Origin of the sequence: Candidatus Tisiphia endosymbiont of Dascillus cervinus (assembly GCF_964026405.1) — a bacterium.
Lineage (GTDB): Bacteria > Pseudomonadota > Alphaproteobacteria > Rickettsiales > Rickettsiaceae > Tisiphia.
Window position 1 is genome coordinate 589,544 of the sequence record NZ_OZ032146.1, and the last position, 20,156, is coordinate 609,699.

Here is a 20,156-nt window from a genome sequence, read left to right on the forward strand (position 1 = left end):
TATGCGACCCCTTCTCTAATGTTTTAATAATTAAGAGTTTTGATCGCCAAAGATAAAATGATAAAAGAAAATTTTATAGGTTATATATATCTTGGCGATCGGGGAGTTCGAAAAACCTTTAAGAGACAGTTACGATAGCCTTTAGGCTTGAAGTTTACACCCCAAGCCTTGAACATAGCTAGCATCTCCCCGACCATGGCAAATCGAAGAGCATCATTTTATCGGTTGATGCTTACCGCTCTTAAATGGAGGTTTCGACACCCCAAAATAACTTTACAGTTACTTCATTTTTAATTTTAAATTATTACTTAGCTAAAATCAACAATAAGTTTTTTTAATTATATCTTACGGTGATTTCTGAACCAACATCATTTACTGCAGGTGAAACTGTTAAGTGACAACGATATTTAAACTCGATAATCAAGTTTTTCCTTAACCGTCATTGCGAGAAGCCGCTGCAGGCGGCGACGTGGCAATCCAAGATATGCGAAGCGTTACTCTAAAAAAACAGCTTCGCTGTTTACCTAGATCGCCACGGCATCTAAAGACCCTTGCTATGACGATTATAGAAAAATGTACTATGGTATATATTATTCATCCTTATATACTCCCCACAATACTGTTTTAGGTAGCCATCCAGTATAATTCTTGCAGCACACCTGACAATAATCTTGTTTGCATTTATTAAGTAGGCAACGGACATAATTACTTACTCTTGCAACAATTTTATGTTGATCATTAGCTACTTGAGTCAGAGCTACTAATTTGGAACTTACCACAATCACCGATCTTTTACCGGACAATACACTTGAATGTACCCAGCCTCCTTCTCCTTTTATATCACGAATTTGCCTCCATTGTTCATATTCTGCAATAATTTCTACTGGTTCACCTTTTTTAACAAATACCCATTCTATAGGTGTTTTTATCGAAGGACCAACTCTAGCATTTACCTCATTAGCCTTTATTGAGGCAAATCTAGGTATCGGCAATTTCTGATTATCAGCTGTCGTTAGTAAAGGTGTAATGGTCAAGATTATAATCAAAATATATGACTGTTGCTTTAGTAACTTAATTGCCATGGTTATTCTTAATCATTCTCTTCTAATTCACGCAAAGCATCATCTCGTTTAGCTATTACATAATTACCTGATCTAAATTGCCCTTTGATACGATTTATTTCATATTCACTAAGACCAATAAATTTTAAAATTGTTCCACCAAGCTGTAACCCCGTCTCATAATTCTCTGGTATGATTGTTGTTGCTCCAGCATCATAAAATTCTCTAGCCTTCTCTAGATTCTTTAATCTTACAATAACTTCAAGATCTGGAAAATGACTTGAAATTGTTCGAAGAGATTTTTTGATAGTAACACTATTATTCATTGTAAGTACTAGAGTTAAAATCCTTTCTGCTCCCACAGCTTTTAGCGTATCAATCTGTGATACATCTCCTTTAAAAACTGGAAAGCCATTAGCTGTTTCTGCTTTTACAATCTCGTCATTAACATCTAGTGCTATATAATTGATTCCTTCAGCTTCCAATACTAATGCTACCATTCTACCAACACTACCAAAACCGGCAATTATTATATGGTTTGTTAAATCTCTTGCTCCAAGTTCTATAATTTGTATTGGAGTCTTGCCAAGTTGTTTATCAAGTCTTTCAGCAAGTTTTCTTCCTAAAATTGCCAGTAATGGAGTTAGTGCCATAGTACATGTCACCACTAATAACAGAACATTAGCCGTACTCTCTCTAATAACCTGAGTTTCTTTACCAAGACCGAATAAGATAAAAGCAAATTCTCCACCTTGTGATAATAATAAACCTGCATGCAAGGCTACTCCTTTATTAAAACCAAATAAAATGCAAGAGGCGGCAATAATTAGTGTTTTTACTACAATCAAGGCAATAGAACAAGTTAGTATAGTTGATATTTGAGCGTATATTTCTTGAGCGTCAATATTCATTCCAACGCTCATAAAAAATAGCCCTAGCAATAAGCTTTTGAAAGGGTATATACTTTCTTCAGCTTGCAACCGAAATTCTGTCTCTGCAACCAAAACACCTGCAACAAAAGCTCCTAAAGCAAGTGATAAACCAAAATATTCCGTGGCCCAAGCTGCAGAGAGAACTACCAATAGAGTCATGGAAATTGGTAGTTCGTTTATATCACCATTGTCCGATGAAATTAACCCAAATAAAGGTCTTAGTAATACTCTACCTGCAACAAATATTGCAAGTAGTGCTATGATAGCCTTAAGCAAAGCTGTTCCTAGAGCTATCGCTAACGAATCTTTACTATTGCTAGCAAATAGTGGTACCATAACTAGCAATGGCACAACTGCTAAATCTTGTAACAACAAGATAGCTAGGGATATACGACCTAGTTGAGTTGATTGGCTACGGCTTTCCTCAATAACTTGCATAACAAGGGCAGTTGAGGATAAAGCAAGACCACCTCCAATAATAATTGCAGCACTACTATTACCGCTGATTAGTACAACAGCGGCAGCAATCACTATAGCTGTAGTTAACACTTGTAGTGAGCCAAGACCAAATACATACCGCCTCATTACCTTTAATCTTTCAAAAGATAATTCTAAACCTATAGCAAAAAGTAAAAAAACTACTCCTAATTCTCCTAGTAATTTTGTTTGATCATATGTTACAATCTTGAATCCATGGTCTCCAATTACCGCTCCTGCAATTAAATAACCCAAAACTGGGCTTAGATTAAGGCGTTTAAGTATTGCTACAACAAATACAGCTGTTCCTATTAAAATTATAATATTGATAAGAATATGCTCTTCCATTTACACCTTTTCCCTAGAAGTATTAATACATTATTTTTTAAATACACTAAGTAGTTTTCAGTAAAAAATCTAATATTTTTAATTTATTTTTTGCTCCACATCTCTTCCAACTTAAAATACTCTCTAGTTTCTGGATAGAAAATATTAACTAATACATTTCCAGCATCTATTAATACCCATTCAGATGTTCCAAGTCCTTCAATATTAGTATCGATATTAACTTGATGTTTTAACTCTAAAGCTAAATATTCAGCAATTGCTCCAACATTTTTAGTTGAACGCCCGCTTGCAAAAATAATATATTCAGCTAATGTAGTTTTTTGTCTTATATCTATTACTACTATATCTTCTGCTTTTTTTTCTTCTAAACATTTAACCACAAACTCTTTCAATAGTTCAGTATTTTCTATCATAATTATCTCCAATTGCTAAAGTAACCTGAGTTTACTATACTATTTCACTCTCTTATTTGCCAACACCCAACTACTATCCAAATAATCATTACCATATTTATGCAAATATTCCTGATATTTACCTTTAAAATCAGTGATAGTTCGGTGGGATAGAGCAATAACCCTTGTGGCTATGTTGCTAGCAAAATCTCGATCATGAGTTACTAATATTAGAGTTCCTTGGTAGTTAATTAGAGCTTTTTTAACATATCCTTAGATTCAATATCTAAGTGATTAGTTGGCTCATCTAATACCAATATATTACTTTCTTCCAATATAATTTTTGCTAGTAATAAACGTGCTCCTTCCCCCCCACTTAAATTTAGAATATTCTTGCTTACTTCATCTTTACTGAATAATAATTGACCTAATACACTACGTAGCACGTTATCACTTTCAGTAGGTATTTGGTTGGATAACCAATCAATAACACTCATACTTTCATTTAGTAATTCATGATGATCCTGAGCAAAATAAGAAACTTGCGTTTCATAACCCCATTCATAATTTCCTAAATCAGCAAAAATTTTATTAATAAGAATCTTAAGCAAAGTGGATTTACCAATACCATTTGGACCAATAATAACAATTTTTTCTCCACGCGAGACAATAAAATTCACATTATTTAATATTTTTTTATCCTCGTAGCTTTTAGAAATACCCTGAACTTTTAACGCTAATTTTCCAGATGGTCTTTTTTGCTTAAAATTAAAATATGGACTAACACGCGAACTTTTTTGGATGTCAGGTAATTCCATTTTTTCTATTTGTTTTTCTCGGGATGCAGCCTGTCTAACTCTAGTGGCCAACGCTCTAAACCGGTCAACGAAACTCTGCATAGTAGCAATTTTTTTCTCTAAATGAGAGAATTCTTTAAGCTTTTGTTCGGTAACCAACTGTTTATCACGAACAAAAATATCATAATTACCAGTGTAAATCTTGATAGTACCATAATCTATATCAAGAATATGTGTAGAAATATTATTAAGAAAAACAAGATCGTGTGAAATAAATACCAAAGCACCTTTGAATTTCTGTTTTAGATAATTTTCTAGCCAATAAATTGAGACTATATCAAGATGGTTTGTTGGCTCATCAAGTAACAATATATCAGGATTATTGAATAAACTTTGTGCCAGTAACACCCTAAGTTTATAGCCGCCGGATAGAACGGATAAAGGCTGATGATGATATTTTTCTTGTATTCCTAAACCAAGCAGTAACTCAACTGCAAAAATTTCTGATATATATCCATCATTGTCAGCTATAATTTGTTCCAACTCACCTAATCGATAACCGATTTCCTCATCACATTGATCAATTGCTAATAATTTTTCTTTTTCTTGCAGTGCTTGCCATAATTCACTTCTACCGGCAATAACGGTATTAATAATTGAAGTATTTTCATAAAGAAATTGATCCTGCTTTAAACATCCTATACGTGCATTTTTGACACAGGTAAATTCTCCGATACTAGCCTCTTCCTCTTGAAGCAAAATCTTAAAGAACGTAGATTTACCAGCACCATTTGCTCCAACAAGCCCATACCTATTACCTTTCTTAATATGCAAGCTCACATCAGTAAATAATATTTTTGCACCATAGCTTATGGTCAAATTAGTTGTAATAATCATAAGGTATTATCAGGTAATATTGTACCATTTTTTAACTGCAGCTTAACTTGTTTAAGTGATCTTGGGCTTGCATCAATTACTTCAAGTTCAACCTGCTGCTCAATATCAATTTTAGTACCAACCAAAGGCACATTACCTACTTTTGCTAAGACTAGGCCACCAATTGTATCGAATTCATCATTCTGGAGTTTTAGTTTCACACCCAGAGCTGATTCAAGATCCTCAACTTTCACTCGAGCATTTGATAAAATAGTATTATTATTGATAATTCTGAAACTATCATTATCTGATTTCTTATCATGCTCATCATCTATTCTGCCAACTATCTCCTCCATAATATCTTCCATGGTTACAATACCGTCAGTTCCACCATATTCATCCACAACTATCGAGATCTGTACACAATCTCTTCGCATTTTTGCTAGTAAATCTATCAATTTCATTGAAGGAGCAGAAATGATAGGTTTACGAATTATTTTTTTTAGCTGCAACTCTTGATTTGTAATAAGTTGCTTAGTAACAAGTATCTTGAATAAATCTTTTATATGAATAAAGCCCACTATATTATCCAAAGTTTCATCATAAACTAATGTTCTAGTATTAGGTATTTTGCTATTAAGCATTTGGCTTAACTCATCTATATTGGCAGTTAATTTTACTGCCTTAATATCAGATCTAGGGATCATTACATCTTCTACAGTTTTATGACCAAATTTCAGAAGATTCATAAAAATCTTTTTTTCTTCTAACGTCATTTTTTTACTGTTAGATTTTAGCTTTTTAATTGCATCATAAAAATTATCCTCTAGCTTCTCTTTAAAAAACAACCGAGAGAAAAAAGATTTAAGAGTAACAATTTTTGAAGGATTTTTCAGCATAGCCCTTTTAGAATTAATAGATGTAAGGTTTTCTTTTTTCGAAGAAGCGAACAGAAGCTAATATGGGGAAGCAATAGCAAAACCCTTTAATATTTCTATTTCTAAATTTTCCATAATATCTGCTTCCTCGTCATCTTGGTGATCGAAGCCAAGTAAATGTAAAATACTATGTACCAAAAGATGAATAAAATGATCCCCAAAGTCTTTATTTTGACTTATAGCTTCGCTTTGAATTATTTCATAGCCAAAAGCTATGTCCCCCAAATACATATAATGTACATTAGGAGTAAATTCAAGTAAATGCCGAAAGTCTAATTCTATATCAGGAAATGATAGTACATTTGTAGCTTTTGCTTTGCCACGAAATTGGTTATTCAAATTCAACATTTCATTATTATTAGTCAGTAATATTGCTAACTCAAACTCTGCAACTCCCTTAAAATTCTTATATTTACTCAGTATAGCACCAACAACCTTCTTCACTAATAGTTTATTGATAAATTTTTGATTTTTCCAATCTTGACAAGCTCGAATAATCTCTACATTGATTTTCATGATATAGTTTCTTAGCTGAAAATGCTCAATAATATTATATAACAATATCCTGCAGATAATACTAAAAATTTTTCTTAGTGATAGCATTAGTTTGTGGTATCTTATTATAATTTATAATAATTATTCTATAATTAAAAGCTACTTAAAGTAATGAAAATATATTTATGATAAAAATAGGCAATATTCAACTACCTCATTCGGTGATATTAGCTCCAATGTCTGGGGTCACTGACCTACCATTTAGAAAATTAGTACGAAAATTTGGTGCAGGTTTGGTAGTCTCTGAAATGGTAGCAAGTAGGGCAATGATTATTGAAACAAGGCAATCTTTGCAAAGATGTGCAATCATTCAAGACGACGCTACTGGTTCATGTGTACAGATTGCTGGATGTGAACCTGATATAATAGCAGAATCAGCTAAAACGATTGAGGATATGGAAACCAAGATTATTGATTTAAACTTTGGTTGCCCAGCTAAAAAAGTAGTAGATGGGTATTCTGGTTCATCTTTAATGCGAAATGAGAAATTAGCGGCAAAAATTTTAGAGACTACGGTCAAAGCGGTAAAAATCCCAGTAACTTTAAAAATGCGTACTGGCTGGGATGATCAAACTAAGAATGCACCAAATTTGGCAAAAATAGCCTATGATGCTGGTATACAAATGATTACCATCCATGGTAGAACAAGATGTCAGTTTTATTCTGGTCAAGCAGATTGGGAGTTTATAAGGCAAGTTAAGGATGCGGTAAAGATTCCAGTTATCGCTAATGGAGATATTACCTCCTTATCTAAAGCTAAGGAATGCTTACAAAAATCAGGTGCTGATGGCATAATGGTTGGTCGGGGAGTATATGGTAGACCATGGTTTATTTCTCAAATAGCACATTATCTTAAAACCGGAGAAGAACTCCCACCACCTTCAATAGCAGAGCAATTAGAAATAATACTGAGTCATTATGATGCTATGTTAGAGTATTATGGAAATGATACAGCTGTTCAGCTAGCTAGAAAACATATAGGTTGGTATAGTAGTGGTTTAGCAAACTCAGCTGAATTTAGAGGAGGGGTTAATATGATGACTGATCCAATTCAGGTTAAAGAAAAGATCATGGAATTTTATGGAAAATTCTTTTAATATAGTGACCATAGTACCCTACATTTTTCTATAATCGTCATAGCAAGGCTCTTTAGATGCCGTGGCGATCTAGGTAAACAGCGAAGCTGTTTTTTTAGAGTAACGCTTCGCGTATCTTGGATTGCCGCGTCGCTGCTTTCAGCGACTCCTCGCTAATAGACGATCAGCAGCCATTTTAATAGTGGTTATATAAAAAATGTAGGGTACTATGCATCGTGACCCGCGCGAATGACCCCAAAACTTTAATATTATCTGATAGGACTAACTGTAGGACGGCTATTGTGCCTAATAGCAGGAGGAGATGTAGTAGGACAAGATGGATAGGTATTTATTGATTCTCTAATGGTATTAGCTTTTTGCTTGGCTTTCTCAAGGTCTATTGTTTTTGCATGAGCTTGGCGTAATGTTGTTCCTATGTTTTTAGATTCTTCAGTACTAAGAATTGCTTTGCCTTTTGCCATTTTAATTAAATTATCCACAACGAAAGCTCCACAATCTTTATCATTTTGTTGTTGCTCAGTCTGTAAATCTGCTATTTTAGCATCAGGACAAACTTCTTTAACCATATCTACTAAATCCACTCTTGTATCTATATCTGTTCCCTTAGGATCATTATAGGTAAACACTATAGCCCCCTCCTTGTCTTTAGTGATTGCTAAACTAACCCAATGTGCATGTCCAGTATTAAGGGGTATAATAACCGCTTCCTTGTTATTTGCTATTAAATCACTATGCACAGCTTGATAAAGAGTGTCCTTTAATATTTCTTCAACTTTCCTATAGAAGCATGAGTAACAATAGAAACCTTTGTTTGATCTACAGACGCTTTTAATACATTGCCAATATCATCTTCGTCATATAAATAATCTAGTGCAGTTAATTTGCTACCTTCAGGCAATGAATGTTCTACCTTATTTTGTCTAGTTGATACCTCCCTTTCATCTGCCACTTGCTGAAGAGTACTGGTAATTCTTTTAGCATTTTCTTGTTTATACTCATTTAAATTCTCTTGCATATCCTTAATAGTTAAGCTATTGATTCCAAGAACAGTTTCCCTTTGCTTAACTTCAGCAACAATGTCAGCCCTTTTCCCATGACCTTGAGCTAATGGGATACAACCATTAGTCAAATTTTCAACCGAGCCTCCTTGGATTACAGCATATTTAGCTTGTTTGGCAATATTCTGAAGCTTCAATGGATCAGATAGGTCAAAATATATATCAACAGGGTTTATTTCCGTCATATTAAGATCTTTCTTGAATTGTTCAGATAATTGTGACACGTAATGCTCTAGTTTTTTAGCACCACCAATTTTATCTTTTAATATTTCTTCAACTTATAGCTTAATACCTAATTGTTGATTTTGGTCGTTGATGCCAAATTTGGTCGTAATAATATTAGCCACATCCTCTACAGATGAAGGATTGCTGGCTACTATAACTCTAGTATTTCTGCCTAGTTCTTTTGTAGCAAGTATAACTTTAGTCAATCTTTCTTTATTAGGCAATTTCCCCGACACTAATATGTTAGGAGGTCTTTTTAGAATTTCAGACTCTACTAAATTTGTAACTGGGATATATGGAATGTAAGAAGTTCTTTTTTGTTCTACATGCCTATGAGTTATCGCATTATCTCGGTCGTTATCATTTGTAAAAAACACGTGATTGGCTTGTGTAAGAAGAGGTGGTCAGTAGTTATAATATGGCAAAGTTTGATTATATGCATTATAATTACTAAAGGTAAAACAAGTTTGAATACCTGATTTTTTTAATGCTGCTAAATCATTTATATCAACTATAGGTTTTTCCATGTTTGAATTATATTGAATATTAAGTATAGGAGTTTCTCCTTGTTTAACTTCGTGCAATATTTCAATTATTATATTATCTTTATTTAGTTTGCCATTTTGAATGTTATATTTAAGCTCCCTAGTTGGTATGTTTAAGTAAGAATTAGCCACTATAATATTGTGCTGAGTCTCTTGACCTACATGACCATTAATATTAAATAACCTTACCTTATTTTCTTTTTTACCTGTTTTTGCCATATATACTCCAAAGTCATCAATATCTAATTGACTATCATCTTAAACGAAAAAACAAATCTATACAAATCAATTATATCTCTAAACCAGTATTGATGCATTTTACAGCCTCATTGTATTTTAAGTTAAATTTTACAGATATAGTTGCATAATAATCTCACCCCCTTTAATAATATACTATATTTAAGCCTGCACTAATATATCAAAACTTACGCTATGTAAGGTTCTAAATAGCGTAAAGAGGGTGAACGTAACTGCTGTTGCATATAATGATCTAAAAGCCCTAACTTTATTTGATAAACCGTCTTACCTATTTTGTGTGCAGTTCTTTTTAGAAAAGCCCACACTAAAAATGCACAACTAATGTGATTACGCTGGATGCGTTGTTTTCTGCATTGGCATCGTTCTATACCGGTAAGTTGCTTGATTTCTCTATGCATGCTCTCAATTACCCAACGAAAGCCACACTCATCTTGTACGGCTTTAGAAGATTTTTGAGTTTTGTTATTGGTAACAATATAATCAACTCTGTTGGTAGAAACAGTAAGTTTAAACAAATTAACATGCTTATCTTTTGCAAAGCCCTTTATATGAATCTCCACTCCGCTCTTAATTTCCTCATCTGAAAACGTTAACTTGCTAACAGCTTTATAAGGCTTAGAAGAGGAAGTTTTAGTAACGTTTCTATTTGCTTTAATAGGAGCATAATAATATTTACCCAAGGAATCAACATGTTGCATAATTTTATGCGTAGCATACCATGTGTCAAAAAGCACAGTTTGAAAAGGAATCTTTTTGCTATACACAGCATTATTTAACATATTTAATAGGTGTTCTACTTTTGTCGCTCCATCATGTTCGGGCGAAAAAATTCGGTAATCTATTACCCAAAACTTATTAATATCCGGATTATAATATACCAAACTTACTACTCCTATACCAGTAGTAATACCACCTGTAGCCCCACTGTACTGTGATCTAGCAATTTCTATTTTCTTGGTATTTCTTTTATTTAACACCGTATCATCAAATATTGTATATCCGTTAGGCGATAAAATAACATCATCCTTAATATGTTCCCATAACAAAGAAGGTGTATATTTTTCATTTTTTAAAAATCTATTAATAACATCATGGCTACATTTTTTGGCATGTTCAGCATAGTAGGTCAAACTATAATTCTTTTGACTCACTATTAGAAATTGACAGTAATCTGTCCTATTAACTGGTATTGCTTGCAATTTTATCCTCTTGGCATTTGTAAATTATACTCAACATAATGTACCATTTTTTTTTCTCATAGCGTAAGTTTTGTATAAAATCACAAAGATACTATATAACCCCAGTTGCCAATTAATTTTGTATATCAAAAAGTTCTATAGGAAGCAAAGTTTTGATAGAAGGTTTGTTTTCTAGCAACTGATAATTGATTAGGCAGGATAGCATATGACTAAATGCATTTGTAACTGATCTATGTCTAGAATGCTCTAACTTATCAAGAAATTTAAGTTTGCCTATTACGGTTTCTATCAGAGTTCTTTTGAGCAACATAACCTTATCTATAATAGGGATTAATATATTTTTCATATTCTTTTTAACCCGAGTAATAAGTTGGATGCCTTTGTCATACAAATCATCAAATAATTCTTTAGATATATAACCGCGATCGCCAAAAACTTTGCCATATATACCAAATATCCAAAACTTACGCTATGTAAGGTTCTAAATAGCGTAAAGAGGGTGAACGTAACTGCTGTTGCATATAATGATCTAAAAGCCCTAACTTTATTTGATAAACCGTCTTACCTATTTTGTGTGCAGTTCTTTTTAGAAAAGCCCACACTAAAAATGCACAACTAATGTGATTACGCTGGATGCGTTGTTTTCTGCATTGGCATCGTTCTATACCGGGTAAGTTGCTTGATTTCTCTATGCATGCTCTCAATTACCCAACGAAAGCCACACTCATCTTGTACGGCTTTAGAAGATTTTTGAGTTTTGTTATTGGTAACAATATAATCAACTCTGTTGGTAGAAACAGTAAGTTTAAACAAATTAACATGCTTATCTTTTGCAAAGCCCTTTATATGAATCTCCACTCCGCTCTTAATTTCCTCATCTGAAAACGTTAACTTGCTAACAGCTTTATAAGGCTTAGAAGAGGAAGTTTTAGTAACGTTTCTATTTGCTTTAATAGGAGCATAATAATATTTACCCAAGGAATCAACATGTTGCATAATTTTATGCGTAGCATACCATGTGTCAAAAAGCACAGTTTGAAAAGGAATCTTTTTGCTATACACAGCATTATTTAACATATTTAATAGGTGTTCTACTTTTGTCGCTCCATCATGTTCGGGCGAAAAAATTCGGTAATCTATTACCCAAAACTTATTAATATCCGGATTATAATATACCAAACTTACTACTCCTATACCAGTAGTAATACCACCTGTAGCCCCACTGTACTGTGATCTAGCAATTTCTATTTTCTTGGTATTTCTTTTATTTAACACCGTATCATCAAATATTGTATATCCGTTAGGCGATAAAATAACATCATCCTTAATATGTTCCCATAACAAAGAAGGTGTATATTTTTCATTTTTTAAAAATCTATTAATAACATCATGGCTACATTTTTTGGCATGTTCAGCATAGTAGGTCAAACTATAATTCTTTTGACTCACTATTAGAAATTGACAGTAATCTGTCCTATTAACTGGTATTGCTTGCAATTTTATCCTCTTGGCATTTGTAAATTATACTCAACATAATGTACCATTTTTTTTCTCATAGCGTAAGTTTTGTATCATTCCTTTAAGTCCTTTCCTATCATCCTTATTACCACTGCTGAAAGATACCTTTATCAGATTACCTTCGGAATCTATGATTAAATGTAACTTTAGTCCATAAAACCACCCCTTAGTGGTTTTTCCTCTTGCCGCTATTCCTTTAAAAACCTTATGTGAACTTATACGATAATTCTTACATACGGCTATACCTGTAGCATCTACAAAAGACAGACCTGTGCATTCAGCAAGCAAATGATTCAGTAATATTGCTAAATAAGGCATACTTCTACCTATCAATTTAGTCAAAACTTACGCTATGAGAAAAAAAATGGTACATTATGTTGAGTATAATTTACAAATGCCAAGAGGATAAAATTGCAAGCAATACCAGTTAATAGGACAGATTACTGTCAATTTCTAATAGTGAGTCAAAAGAATTATAGTTTGACCTACTATGCTGAACATGCCAAAAAATGTAGCCATGATGTTATTAATAGATTTTTAAAAAATGAAAAATATACACCTTCTTTGTTATGGGAACATATTAAGGATGATGTTATTTTATCGCCTAACGGATATACAATATTTGATGATACGGTGTTAAATAAAAGAAATACCAAGAAAATAGAAGTTGCTAGATCACAGTACAGTGGGGCTACAGGTGGTATTACTACTGGTATAGGAGTAGTAAGTTTGGTATATTATAATCCGGATATTAATAAGTTTTGGGTAATAGATTACCGAATTTTTTCGCCCGAACATGATGGAGCGACAAAAGTAGAACACCTATTAAATATGTTAAATAATGCTGTGTATAGCAAAAAGATTCCTTTTCAAACTGTGCTTTTTGACACATGGTATGCTACGCATAAAATTATGCAACATGTTGATTCCTTGGGTAAATATTATTATGCTCCTATTAAAGCAAATAGAAACGTTACTAAAACTTCCTCTTCTAAGCCTTATAAAGCTGTTAGCAAGTTAACGTTTTCAGATGAGGAAATTAAGAGCGGAGTGGAGATTCATATAAAGGGCTTTGCAAAAGATAAGCATGTTAATTTGTTTAAACTTACTGTTTCTACCAACAGAGTTGATTATATTGTTACCAATAACAAAACTCAAAAATCTTCTAAAGCCGTACAAGATGAGTGTGGCTTTCGTTGGGTAATTGAGAGCATGCATAGAGAAATCAAGCAACTTACCGGTATAGAACGATGCCAATGCAGAAAACAACGCATCCAGCGTAATCACATTAGTTGTGCATTTTTAGTGTGGGCTTTTCTAAAAAGAACTGCACACAAAATAGGTAAGACGGTTTATCAAATAAAGTTAGGGCTTTTAGATCATTATATGCAACAGCAGTTACGTTCACCCTCTTTACGCTATTTAGAACCTTACATAGCGTAAGTTTTGTTAGTAAAATGTTCATAACTAACAAGTTTAAAATCTTCTGTATAATTATGTAAGATTACTTGTTTGTAATAATGCTTAAAACAATCACAATATGAATCATAGTAACCAATTAATATGGTTAATACTTCGCTTATTGATAAATAATTACTTACACCAGGTTTAAATTTACTACTATTAATTGTAGGCAAATTATTTTCCAAATTCTTTATAAAATCGTCGACAAAACAGTAAATTGCGGTAAAATCTTTTTTCATAGGTTATTTTGTTATTGGTTGAAAAAGATAAAATAACCTATGTCCCTTTTAAAATCTACCTTTCATCTCTCCTATTTAATTGGCAACTGGGGTTATATACAATATCGTATTCCTGTTGTCCCAAAATTGCAGAACTTTCAACATCAGAAAAATCTAATACATGTAACTCAATATTACTATTTTTGATATTTTCTTTACATAGCTCTACTTGATAAGGAGAAATGTCACACCCTACTAATTTCAGTGGATTCTCAGCATAGAAAATTTCTAAATATCTACCAAATCCACAACCTATCTCCAATAGAGTCTTGTCTCTTACATTTCCTATAATATTTTTTACGTGTGGGTTAATAATATAATTATTAAATCTAAATTCCTTAGTTTCTCTATAAGAATCAGTAATAGCTCTTAATTTCCAGTTATTCATAATTTTACCATTGAACAATTAGAGGAACTGCTTTTTATTATTCTAAAATAAGCATTAAAATTAAAAAGCACTAAATTACAATAGCATAATTTTAGCATGCTATTCTTGCCTCCTATTTTTAGTCTTACCAAGTGTGTTTATATATGGTTTCTTTATATTTATTATAAAAATACGAGACTTTATGAGAGATCAGAATTATTGGCAAATAAAATTCAAAATGTGTCAATACTCAAAAAGATTGTTAAACCAGCTTTTAATATTAAATAAACATATTAAAGACAAGGTGGATATTATTGAAATTAAGAAAGCAATATATTATGCTAGGAAATATCATGCTGACCAGAAAAGACAATCAGGAGAGCCATATTACTCACATCCAATAGAGGTAGCTTACATGGTTGCTACTTACACGGCTCAAACACGTCCACGATTTTTTAGAACAGACATGATAGTTACCTCATTACTTCATGACTGCCTTGAAGATACAAATATAACTGAAGAAACGATTAATATTATCTTTGGTAGTAAAGTTGCTAATCAAGTTCAAGACTTAACTAGAATAAAACTAGAAAAAAAGATTAGTGTCGTGGAAATGATTAATTCTTTATTTATTCAAGGAAAGTCAGATATATTGATTATTAAAATTTTTGATCGTTTGCATAATATGAGAACTCTTTACGCAAAATCCTCTGAAAAAATTGATAAAACAGTTAATGAAACTTTATGTTATTTTGTACCACTTGCTATGCATCTTAATATGAATGATATAGCAAACGAATTAATTAATATATCTTTAAAATACCTATTAGGTCGTAACTATAAATTGTAAACAGTGTTTGACCCTCTAATAAAAATTAACCATCTAATACCATTTCCGAAAACTAATCATCACATCATCGTATTTCATGATCTCCGCTCCTCACGTACTAGTTGTCATATCTTTACCCACATCTTTTAAAAGCGGCATACTTATTAGGCTTTAAAAATACATCTTTGATATTAAAACCTGATATGTATAACCTATTTAAAAAGATGTGGGTAAAGATATGACTAGTTGTACGCTCCGGTGCACAACTGTTGAAAGTTTACAAATGAATTCGATGTAACAAGTTACATCGAATTCAGATTCAGGAGTAATTTTAGCATTAATCTTAGTAGTAGGTCCATGTAGTTCTAGTACTTCTATATTTTCATAAGCCTCAGATGCTAGAAATGTTATAATACAGGTGTTGATTTTTTAGTAACGAGCCTTGACGCGGTTAGATATACAAGATATAATTATATTCTAAATTTTTTTATCAAATAGTATTAGTGCTAACTATATTTAGTGATATAATATACAAATTAACAAAAAGCAATAGCAGAAAATGTTTAATCGAATATATACTCAGGTTCTAAAAAAATCCCCTTGGGGAGATTCTGAAGAGGAAGAAAAAAGTGAATATAATATATTTACTAGGCCAAGGAAAAAAAATAAGTTTAACCTTAATGATTTCTATAATAAGTTTGGCTTCAACAATAACATAATGGTGTTAGTTTTGTTGTCGTTAGTTGCTGTTTGGTTTGCCTCCGGAGTTTATGAAGTTAAGGAAGGAGAAGAAGCTGCAGTAATGAGGTTTGGTAAGTTTGTTCGTAAAGGATTCCCTGGTTTGAATTATCACCTTCCATTACCGTTTGAACAGGTAGTAGTTGAGAAGGTAAACCAGTCTCGTAGAATTGAGATCGGCTATAGATCAACAAGTAGCCTTAGGTCTAATGTGGACAACACCAAAGCTGTGGCTGCTGAAAGTACTATGCTTACTGGCGATGAGAATATTGTTGCACTAAATTGTGATATAATGTGGCATATTACTGATTTAGAAAAATATATTTTTAATATTGTTAATCCAGAAGATTCTGTAAAAACAGCTGCTGAAAGTGCTATAAGAGAAGTTATAGGCAATACTCCTATCTCTTCGATATTATCAGACCAAAAACAAGAAATCACTAATAAGATTGAAGCTTTAACACAGAAAATCCTTGATCATTATAATGCTGGTGTTGGTATTGAGAAAGTGCAGTTACTAAAAGCTGAGCCGCCAGCTGAAGTAATTGATGCTTATAGGGATGTACAAACTTCTAAAGCCGATAAAGAACGTGAGATAAATCAAGCACAATCCTATAATAATGATATTTTACCTAAAGCTAGAGGGCAGGCAGCTAAAATTGTCCAAGAAGCAGAAGGTTACAGACAAGAGGTTATCTCAAGAGCTGAAGGAGACAGCAAAAGGTTTGCTGCTGTATATACACAATATGTTGCTAATAAGTCAATAACTAAGGATCGCATTTACTTAGAAGCTATAGAAAATATTCTAATGGATACCAGCAAAGTTATTATGGGTACTAATGGCGTTTTGCCGCATATGGCAATTCAGCAAAATAAAATTAAGGAGTAGTGCTGGATGAAGACAATTTATTATATAAGTTTCGTAGTTTTCGGATTATTATTATCAGTTACCAGTGCTTTATTTACTGTTGATCAACGCCATTCCGCTGTGGTATTTCAATTTGGTGAAGCAATGAGAACCATTGAAAGTCCAGGATTAAATATAAAGATTCCATTTATTCAAAATGTTGAATTTTTTGATAAACATATCTTAAATGTAGAGGCGGAAGCAAAAGAGCTAACTGCTTCTGATGGAAAAAGGGTAATCGTAGATGCTTTTGCCAAATTTCGTATTGTTGATCCTGTGATGTTTTACAAAACTGTACATAACTACCAAGGTGTTAAAATTAGACTTAATAAAAACCTAGAATCTTCAATGAGAAAGGTTATAGGTAGATTACCTTTGACTAGTCTTCTTACAAGTGCAAGGTCTGACATAATGTCAAATATCTTAAATCAGGTTAATGAGGAAGCAAAGAATTTTGGACTTGATGTAATTGACGTTAGAATCTTAAGAGCTGATTTACCGAAAGAGAATAGTGCAGCAATTTATCGCCGCATGCAAACTGCTCGTGAAAAAGAAGCTACCCAAATAAGAGCTGAAGGACAAGAAGAAGGGGCTCGTATAAGATCAAGAGCTGACAAAGAAAGTAAAATATTACTTGCTGAAGCTTATATGCAATCTCAAATCATAAAAGGGGATGGTGATATGGAGGCAGCTAAGATATATAATCTTGCTTATTCTGTTGATCCAGAATTCTATAAATTTTATAGATCCTTGGAAGTATATAAAAATACTTTAAAGAAAGATGATACTTCTTTTGTGTTGTCTCCGGAAGCAGAGCTATTTAAATATCTAAATTTGGGTAAATAGAATGACATTGAGAGAGTAAAAATGATTAGTAATTGGGTGATGATATGGTCCAAAATATTTGTAAGTTTAACAATTTACTAAGGTATTTAATTGTCACTTTTCTGATGACTATGTGGTTGGCATCTTCTGTTTTTGCTGAAAATATCCAGCCAAGCAAAATTACTCCTGAGGAATCTAATAATTTACAGTCAGTGCCAATAAAGATACCTGAATCCCATAATTATAGTTTTGCAGACATTGTTGAGCCACTTATTCCAGCTGTGGTAAATGTGTATACAGTACAATATAACCAAAAATTAGAGGATTCTCATAAAAAATCTTTTGAGCGTTTTCCATTCGATCATTTTAATGAACTTTTGGAGCGTTTTAATCTACCTTTTGATTTTGATGAGATGTATTCAAATCCTAAATCTGTTCCCCTTGGCTCTGGTTTTATTATAGATCCTACAGGTTTTATTGTTACCAACCATCATGTAGTTGCAAATGCAGATGAGGTTCACATAAAATTAACGGATAATAGGGAGCTATCAGCTAAATTGGTAGGTAGTGACAAAAAAACTGATCTTGCTCTTTTAAAAATTGAGATCGAAACTCCTTTGCCTTTTGTAAAATTCGGTGATTCCAGTAAAGCTAGGGTAGGAGATCAGGTTATTGCTATTGGTAATCCTTTTGGTAGACTTGGAGGAACAGTAACTGCTGGTATTATATCTTCAAAGGGACGTGATATTGATAACACTAACGGTATAGTAGATGATTTTATACAGACTGATGCGGCTATTAATAATGGTAATTCCGGTGGTCCAATGTTCAATATTAATGGTGAAGTTATAGGAGTCAATACAGCAATATTTTCACCTTCTGGGACTAGTATTGGTATTGGATTTGCTATTCCATCTAATACTGCTAAATCAATTATTGACCAGCTAAGGCAAAATGGAAAAATTAATCGCGGTAGGCTTGGGGTAGTAATTCAAGAAGTAACTAATGAAATAGCTGAAGGGTTTGAGTTAAAAGAAGCTTCGGGAGCGTTAGTAGTGGAAGTACAAAAAGATGGTCCAGCTGATAAATTTGGTATAAAACCTGGGGATGTAATAATAGAATTTGCTGGACAACCGGTAAAAAATTCTAGGAGGCTGCAGATAATGGTTGCTGAAACTACCGTTGATCAAGAGGTAAAAATTATCGTTGTACGAAATGGCAAAAATCAAGAATTAAGTGGCAAGATTAGTAGTGAAGAGGATATAGAGCCTAAAAAAGTAAACGACAAGGTAAGCGATAAAACTTCTGATAATAAATTTTCTGTTGTAAAAAATAATGTTACTTTTAGTAATTTAACAGATAACCTTAAACGAAAATTTGCTATTAAAAGTAAAATTGAGGGCATTATTGTAACTGATATCGCAAAAGATGGAAAAAATTATGGTTTTAAAATTGGTGATTTAGTAATAGCGAGCAATCAACAACCTATAGCTTCTATAGATCAATTAAATGTATTGTATGACAATGCCCAATCTATTAAAAAGCAAAATATAATCTTGTTGGTACAGAGACGGGGTGTTTCTATGTTTATAGCCTTGCCAGTTACCAAATCTGAAAATTAGTAGTAATGAAGTCAGTATGGATAATGATAAAATAGCAGTATTAAGTTTTTATAGTTTTACTAACCTAGAAAACCTTGAGATTTTGCTGCCAAAGATTTTACTTATTGGTAAAAAAAGAAGAATTAGGGGTACTATTCTTTTAGCTCTAGAAGGATTTAATGGTTCAATTTCTGGGACAAAAGAAGAGGTAAGTTTTTTAGTAGATGAAATTATAAAACTTACATCTGCGGAAGATGTAAATATTAAAATAAATTATTGTGATATCCATCCCTTTCAAAAATTAAAAGTAAAGCTGAAAAAAGAAATTATTGCTATGACAGTTGGGGATCTTGATATTGCAAATCTTAAAGGAGAGTATATTGAACCAAAGGACTGGGACAAGTTTATTAGCCAAAATAATGTGGTATTAGTAGACACTAGAAATGACTATGAAGTTTGTGTAGGTACTTTTAAAGGGGCTATAGATCCGAAGACAGAAACGTTTAAGCAATTTCCCAAATGGGTAGAGCAGAATAAAGAATTACTTGCTGGAAAAAAAGTAGCAATGTTTTGTACTGGTGGGATTAGATGCGAGAAATCAACAGCCTATTTGAAGAAACTGGGTTTTAATGATGTGTACCATCTTAAAGGCGGTATTTTACAATATTTAGAAGTGACCCATAATCGTAATAGGTTATGGCAAGGAGAATGTTTTGTATTTGATGACAGAAGAGCTGTGGCAAGTGACTTGTCACCAGCTGAAGGACATTGGTTGGAACGTGGTGATCAATAGATATCTTTGGCAAACTCTACTTCTGTTGGTAATTTATTCATGCTCCCGGTAACTCTGCTCCTCACACACATTTGAGTA

At 32.7% G+C, this 20,156-nt stretch carries 24 protein-coding genes; 7 read left to right on the forward strand and 17 right to left on the reverse strand.

The window, feature by feature from the left end; all coding sequences use genetic code 11:
- Positions 1–590 precede the first annotated feature (590 nt).
- The 6 genes from AAGD19_RS02920 to ybeY form a co-directional block, all read right to left on the reverse strand.
- Positions 591–1,082 carry an SH3 domain-containing protein gene (locus AAGD19_RS02920; RefSeq protein WP_341748265.1) on the reverse strand — a complete coding sequence of 164 codons (492 nt, stop codon included), beginning with the start codon at positions 1,080–1,082 and terminating at the stop codon, positions 591–593.
- An 8-nt stretch (positions 1,083–1,090) separates the two neighbouring features.
- Positions 1,091–2,818, reverse strand: a complete 1,728-nt coding sequence (locus tag AAGD19_RS02925) for a cation:proton antiporter (protein ID WP_341748266.1) — start codon at positions 2,816–2,818, stop codon at positions 1,091–1,093.
- A gap of 83 nt (positions 2,819–2,901) precedes the next feature.
- Entirely contained in the window at positions 2,902–3,231 is a 330-nt protein-coding gene (gene rsfS / locus AAGD19_RS02930; RefSeq protein WP_341748267.1) for a ribosome silencing factor, read from the reverse strand.
- A 230-nt stretch (positions 3,232–3,461) separates the two neighbouring features.
- Positions 3,462–4,904, reverse strand: coding sequence for an ABC-F family ATP-binding cassette domain-containing protein (locus AAGD19_RS02935; RefSeq protein WP_341748268.1), 1,443 nt, complete (start codon positions 4,902–4,904; stop codon positions 3,462–3,464).
- Entirely contained in the window at positions 4,901–5,836 is a 936-nt protein-coding gene (locus AAGD19_RS02940; protein ID WP_410520831.1) for a transporter associated domain-containing protein, read from the reverse strand. The genes AAGD19_RS02935 and AAGD19_RS02940 overlap by 4 nt, the downstream gene beginning before the upstream one ends.
- Before the next feature lie 3 nt (positions 5,837–5,839).
- Positions 5,840–6,337: an rRNA maturation RNase YbeY gene (gene ybeY, locus AAGD19_RS02945; protein ID WP_341748270.1), complete on the reverse strand. Its 498-nt coding sequence runs from the start codon at positions 6,335–6,337 to the stop codon at positions 5,840–5,842.
- Between the two features lie 164 nt (positions 6,338–6,501).
- Between ybeY and dusB the strand changes: the two genes are divergently transcribed.
- A complete protein-coding gene (dusB, locus tag AAGD19_RS02950; protein ID WP_341748271.1) occupies positions 6,502–7,473 on the forward strand; it encodes a tRNA dihydrouridine synthase DusB in 972 nt (323 codons plus the stop codon).
- 248 nt (positions 7,474–7,721) lie between these two features.
- On the opposite strand, the gene AAGD19_RS02955 is transcribed toward dusB, so the two are convergent.
- The 9 genes from AAGD19_RS02955 to AAGD19_RS02995 form a co-directional block, all read right to left on the reverse strand.
- Positions 7,722–8,210, reverse strand: coding sequence for a Ulp1 family isopeptidase (locus AAGD19_RS02955; RefSeq protein ID WP_341748272.1), 489 nt, complete (start codon positions 8,208–8,210; stop codon positions 7,722–7,724).
- A 20-nt stretch (positions 8,211–8,230) separates the two neighbouring features.
- Complete coding sequence (locus AAGD19_RS02960) at positions 8,231–8,755, reverse strand: hypothetical protein (RefSeq protein ID WP_341748273.1); 525 nt, start codon at positions 8,753–8,755, stop codon at positions 8,231–8,233.
- A gap of 54 nt (positions 8,756–8,809) precedes the next feature.
- Entirely contained in the window at positions 8,810–9,133 is a 324-nt protein-coding gene (locus tag AAGD19_RS02965; protein WP_341748274.1) for a hypothetical protein, read from the reverse strand.
- Between the two features lie 27 nt (positions 9,134–9,160).
- A complete protein-coding gene (locus tag AAGD19_RS02970) occupies positions 9,161–9,520 on the reverse strand; it encodes a hypothetical protein (RefSeq protein WP_341748275.1) in 360 nt (119 codons plus the stop codon).
- Positions 9,521–9,726: 206 nt separating this feature from the next.
- Entirely contained in the window at positions 9,727–10,710 is a 984-nt protein-coding gene (locus AAGD19_RS02975; RefSeq protein ID WP_341747233.1) for a transposase, read from the reverse strand.
- Between the two features lie 160 nt (positions 10,711–10,870).
- Entirely contained in the window at positions 10,871–11,149 is a 279-nt protein-coding gene (locus tag AAGD19_RS02980; RefSeq protein WP_341747788.1) for a transposase, read from the reverse strand.
- 73 nt (positions 11,150–11,222) lie between these two features.
- Positions 11,223–11,462 (reverse strand): hypothetical protein, encoded by a 240-nt coding sequence (locus AAGD19_RS02985; protein ID WP_341748017.1) that lies wholly within the window; start codon positions 11,460–11,462, stop codon positions 11,223–11,225.
- Positions 11,383–12,207 carry a transposase gene (locus AAGD19_RS02990; RefSeq protein WP_341748276.1) on the reverse strand — a complete coding sequence of 275 codons (825 nt, stop codon included), beginning with the start codon at positions 12,205–12,207 and terminating at the stop codon, positions 11,383–11,385. Before AAGD19_RS02990 ends, AAGD19_RS02985 begins: the two co-directional genes overlap by 80 nt.
- A gap of 78 nt (positions 12,208–12,285) precedes the next feature.
- The gene (locus tag AAGD19_RS02995; RefSeq protein ID WP_341748277.1) at positions 12,286–12,594 is read right to left on the reverse strand and encodes a transposase; all 309 of its coding nucleotides are present in this window, start codon (positions 12,592–12,594) and stop codon (positions 12,286–12,288) included.
- 141 nt (positions 12,595–12,735) lie between these two features.
- On the opposite strand from AAGD19_RS02995, the gene AAGD19_RS03000 reads away from it, so the two are divergent.
- Entirely contained in the window at positions 12,736–13,719 is a 984-nt protein-coding gene (locus AAGD19_RS03000; RefSeq protein WP_341747601.1) for a transposase, read from the forward strand.
- On the opposite strand, the gene AAGD19_RS03005 is transcribed toward AAGD19_RS03000, so the two are convergent.
- Positions 13,707–13,979, reverse strand: coding sequence for a hypothetical protein (locus tag AAGD19_RS03005; protein ID WP_341748278.1), 273 nt, complete (start codon positions 13,977–13,979; stop codon positions 13,707–13,709). The two genes, AAGD19_RS03000 and AAGD19_RS03005, sit on opposite strands and share 13 nt — an antisense overlap.
- A 55-nt stretch (positions 13,980–14,034) precedes the next feature.
- On the reverse strand, positions 14,035–14,406 hold the full coding sequence (locus AAGD19_RS03010) for a class I SAM-dependent methyltransferase (protein ID WP_341748279.1): 372 nt from the start codon (positions 14,404–14,406) through the stop codon (positions 14,035–14,037).
- 181 nt (positions 14,407–14,587) lie between these two features.
- On the opposite strand from AAGD19_RS03010, the gene AAGD19_RS03015 reads away from it, so the two are divergent.
- The 5 genes from AAGD19_RS03015 to AAGD19_RS03035 all read left to right on the forward strand — a co-directional run bounded on the left by AAGD19_RS03015 (position 14,588) and on the right by AAGD19_RS03035 (position 20,078).
- Positions 14,588–15,235 (forward strand): HD domain-containing protein, encoded by a 648-nt coding sequence (locus AAGD19_RS03015; protein ID WP_341748280.1) that lies wholly within the window; start codon positions 14,588–14,590, stop codon positions 15,233–15,235.
- A gap of 538 nt (positions 15,236–15,773) precedes the next feature.
- On the forward strand, positions 15,774–16,841 hold the full coding sequence (gene hflK / locus AAGD19_RS03020; RefSeq protein ID WP_341748281.1) for an FtsH protease activity modulator HflK: 1,068 nt from the start codon (positions 15,774–15,776) through the stop codon (positions 16,839–16,841).
- A gap of 6 nt (positions 16,842–16,847) precedes the next feature.
- The gene (gene hflC, locus AAGD19_RS03025) at positions 16,848–17,705 is read left to right on the forward strand and encodes a protease modulator HflC (protein ID WP_341748282.1); all 858 of its coding nucleotides are present in this window, start codon (positions 16,848–16,850) and stop codon (positions 17,703–17,705) included.
- 44 nt (positions 17,706–17,749) lie between these two features.
- Positions 17,750–19,306, forward strand: a complete 1,557-nt coding sequence (locus tag AAGD19_RS03030) for a Do family serine endopeptidase (protein WP_341748283.1) — start codon at positions 17,750–17,752, stop codon at positions 19,304–19,306.
- Positions 19,307–19,322: 16 nt separating this feature from the next.
- Positions 19,323–20,078, forward strand: coding sequence for a rhodanese-like domain-containing protein (locus tag AAGD19_RS03035; RefSeq protein WP_341748284.1), 756 nt, complete (start codon positions 19,323–19,325; stop codon positions 20,076–20,078).
- The last annotated feature ends 78 nt before the right edge of the window (positions 20,079–20,156 follow it).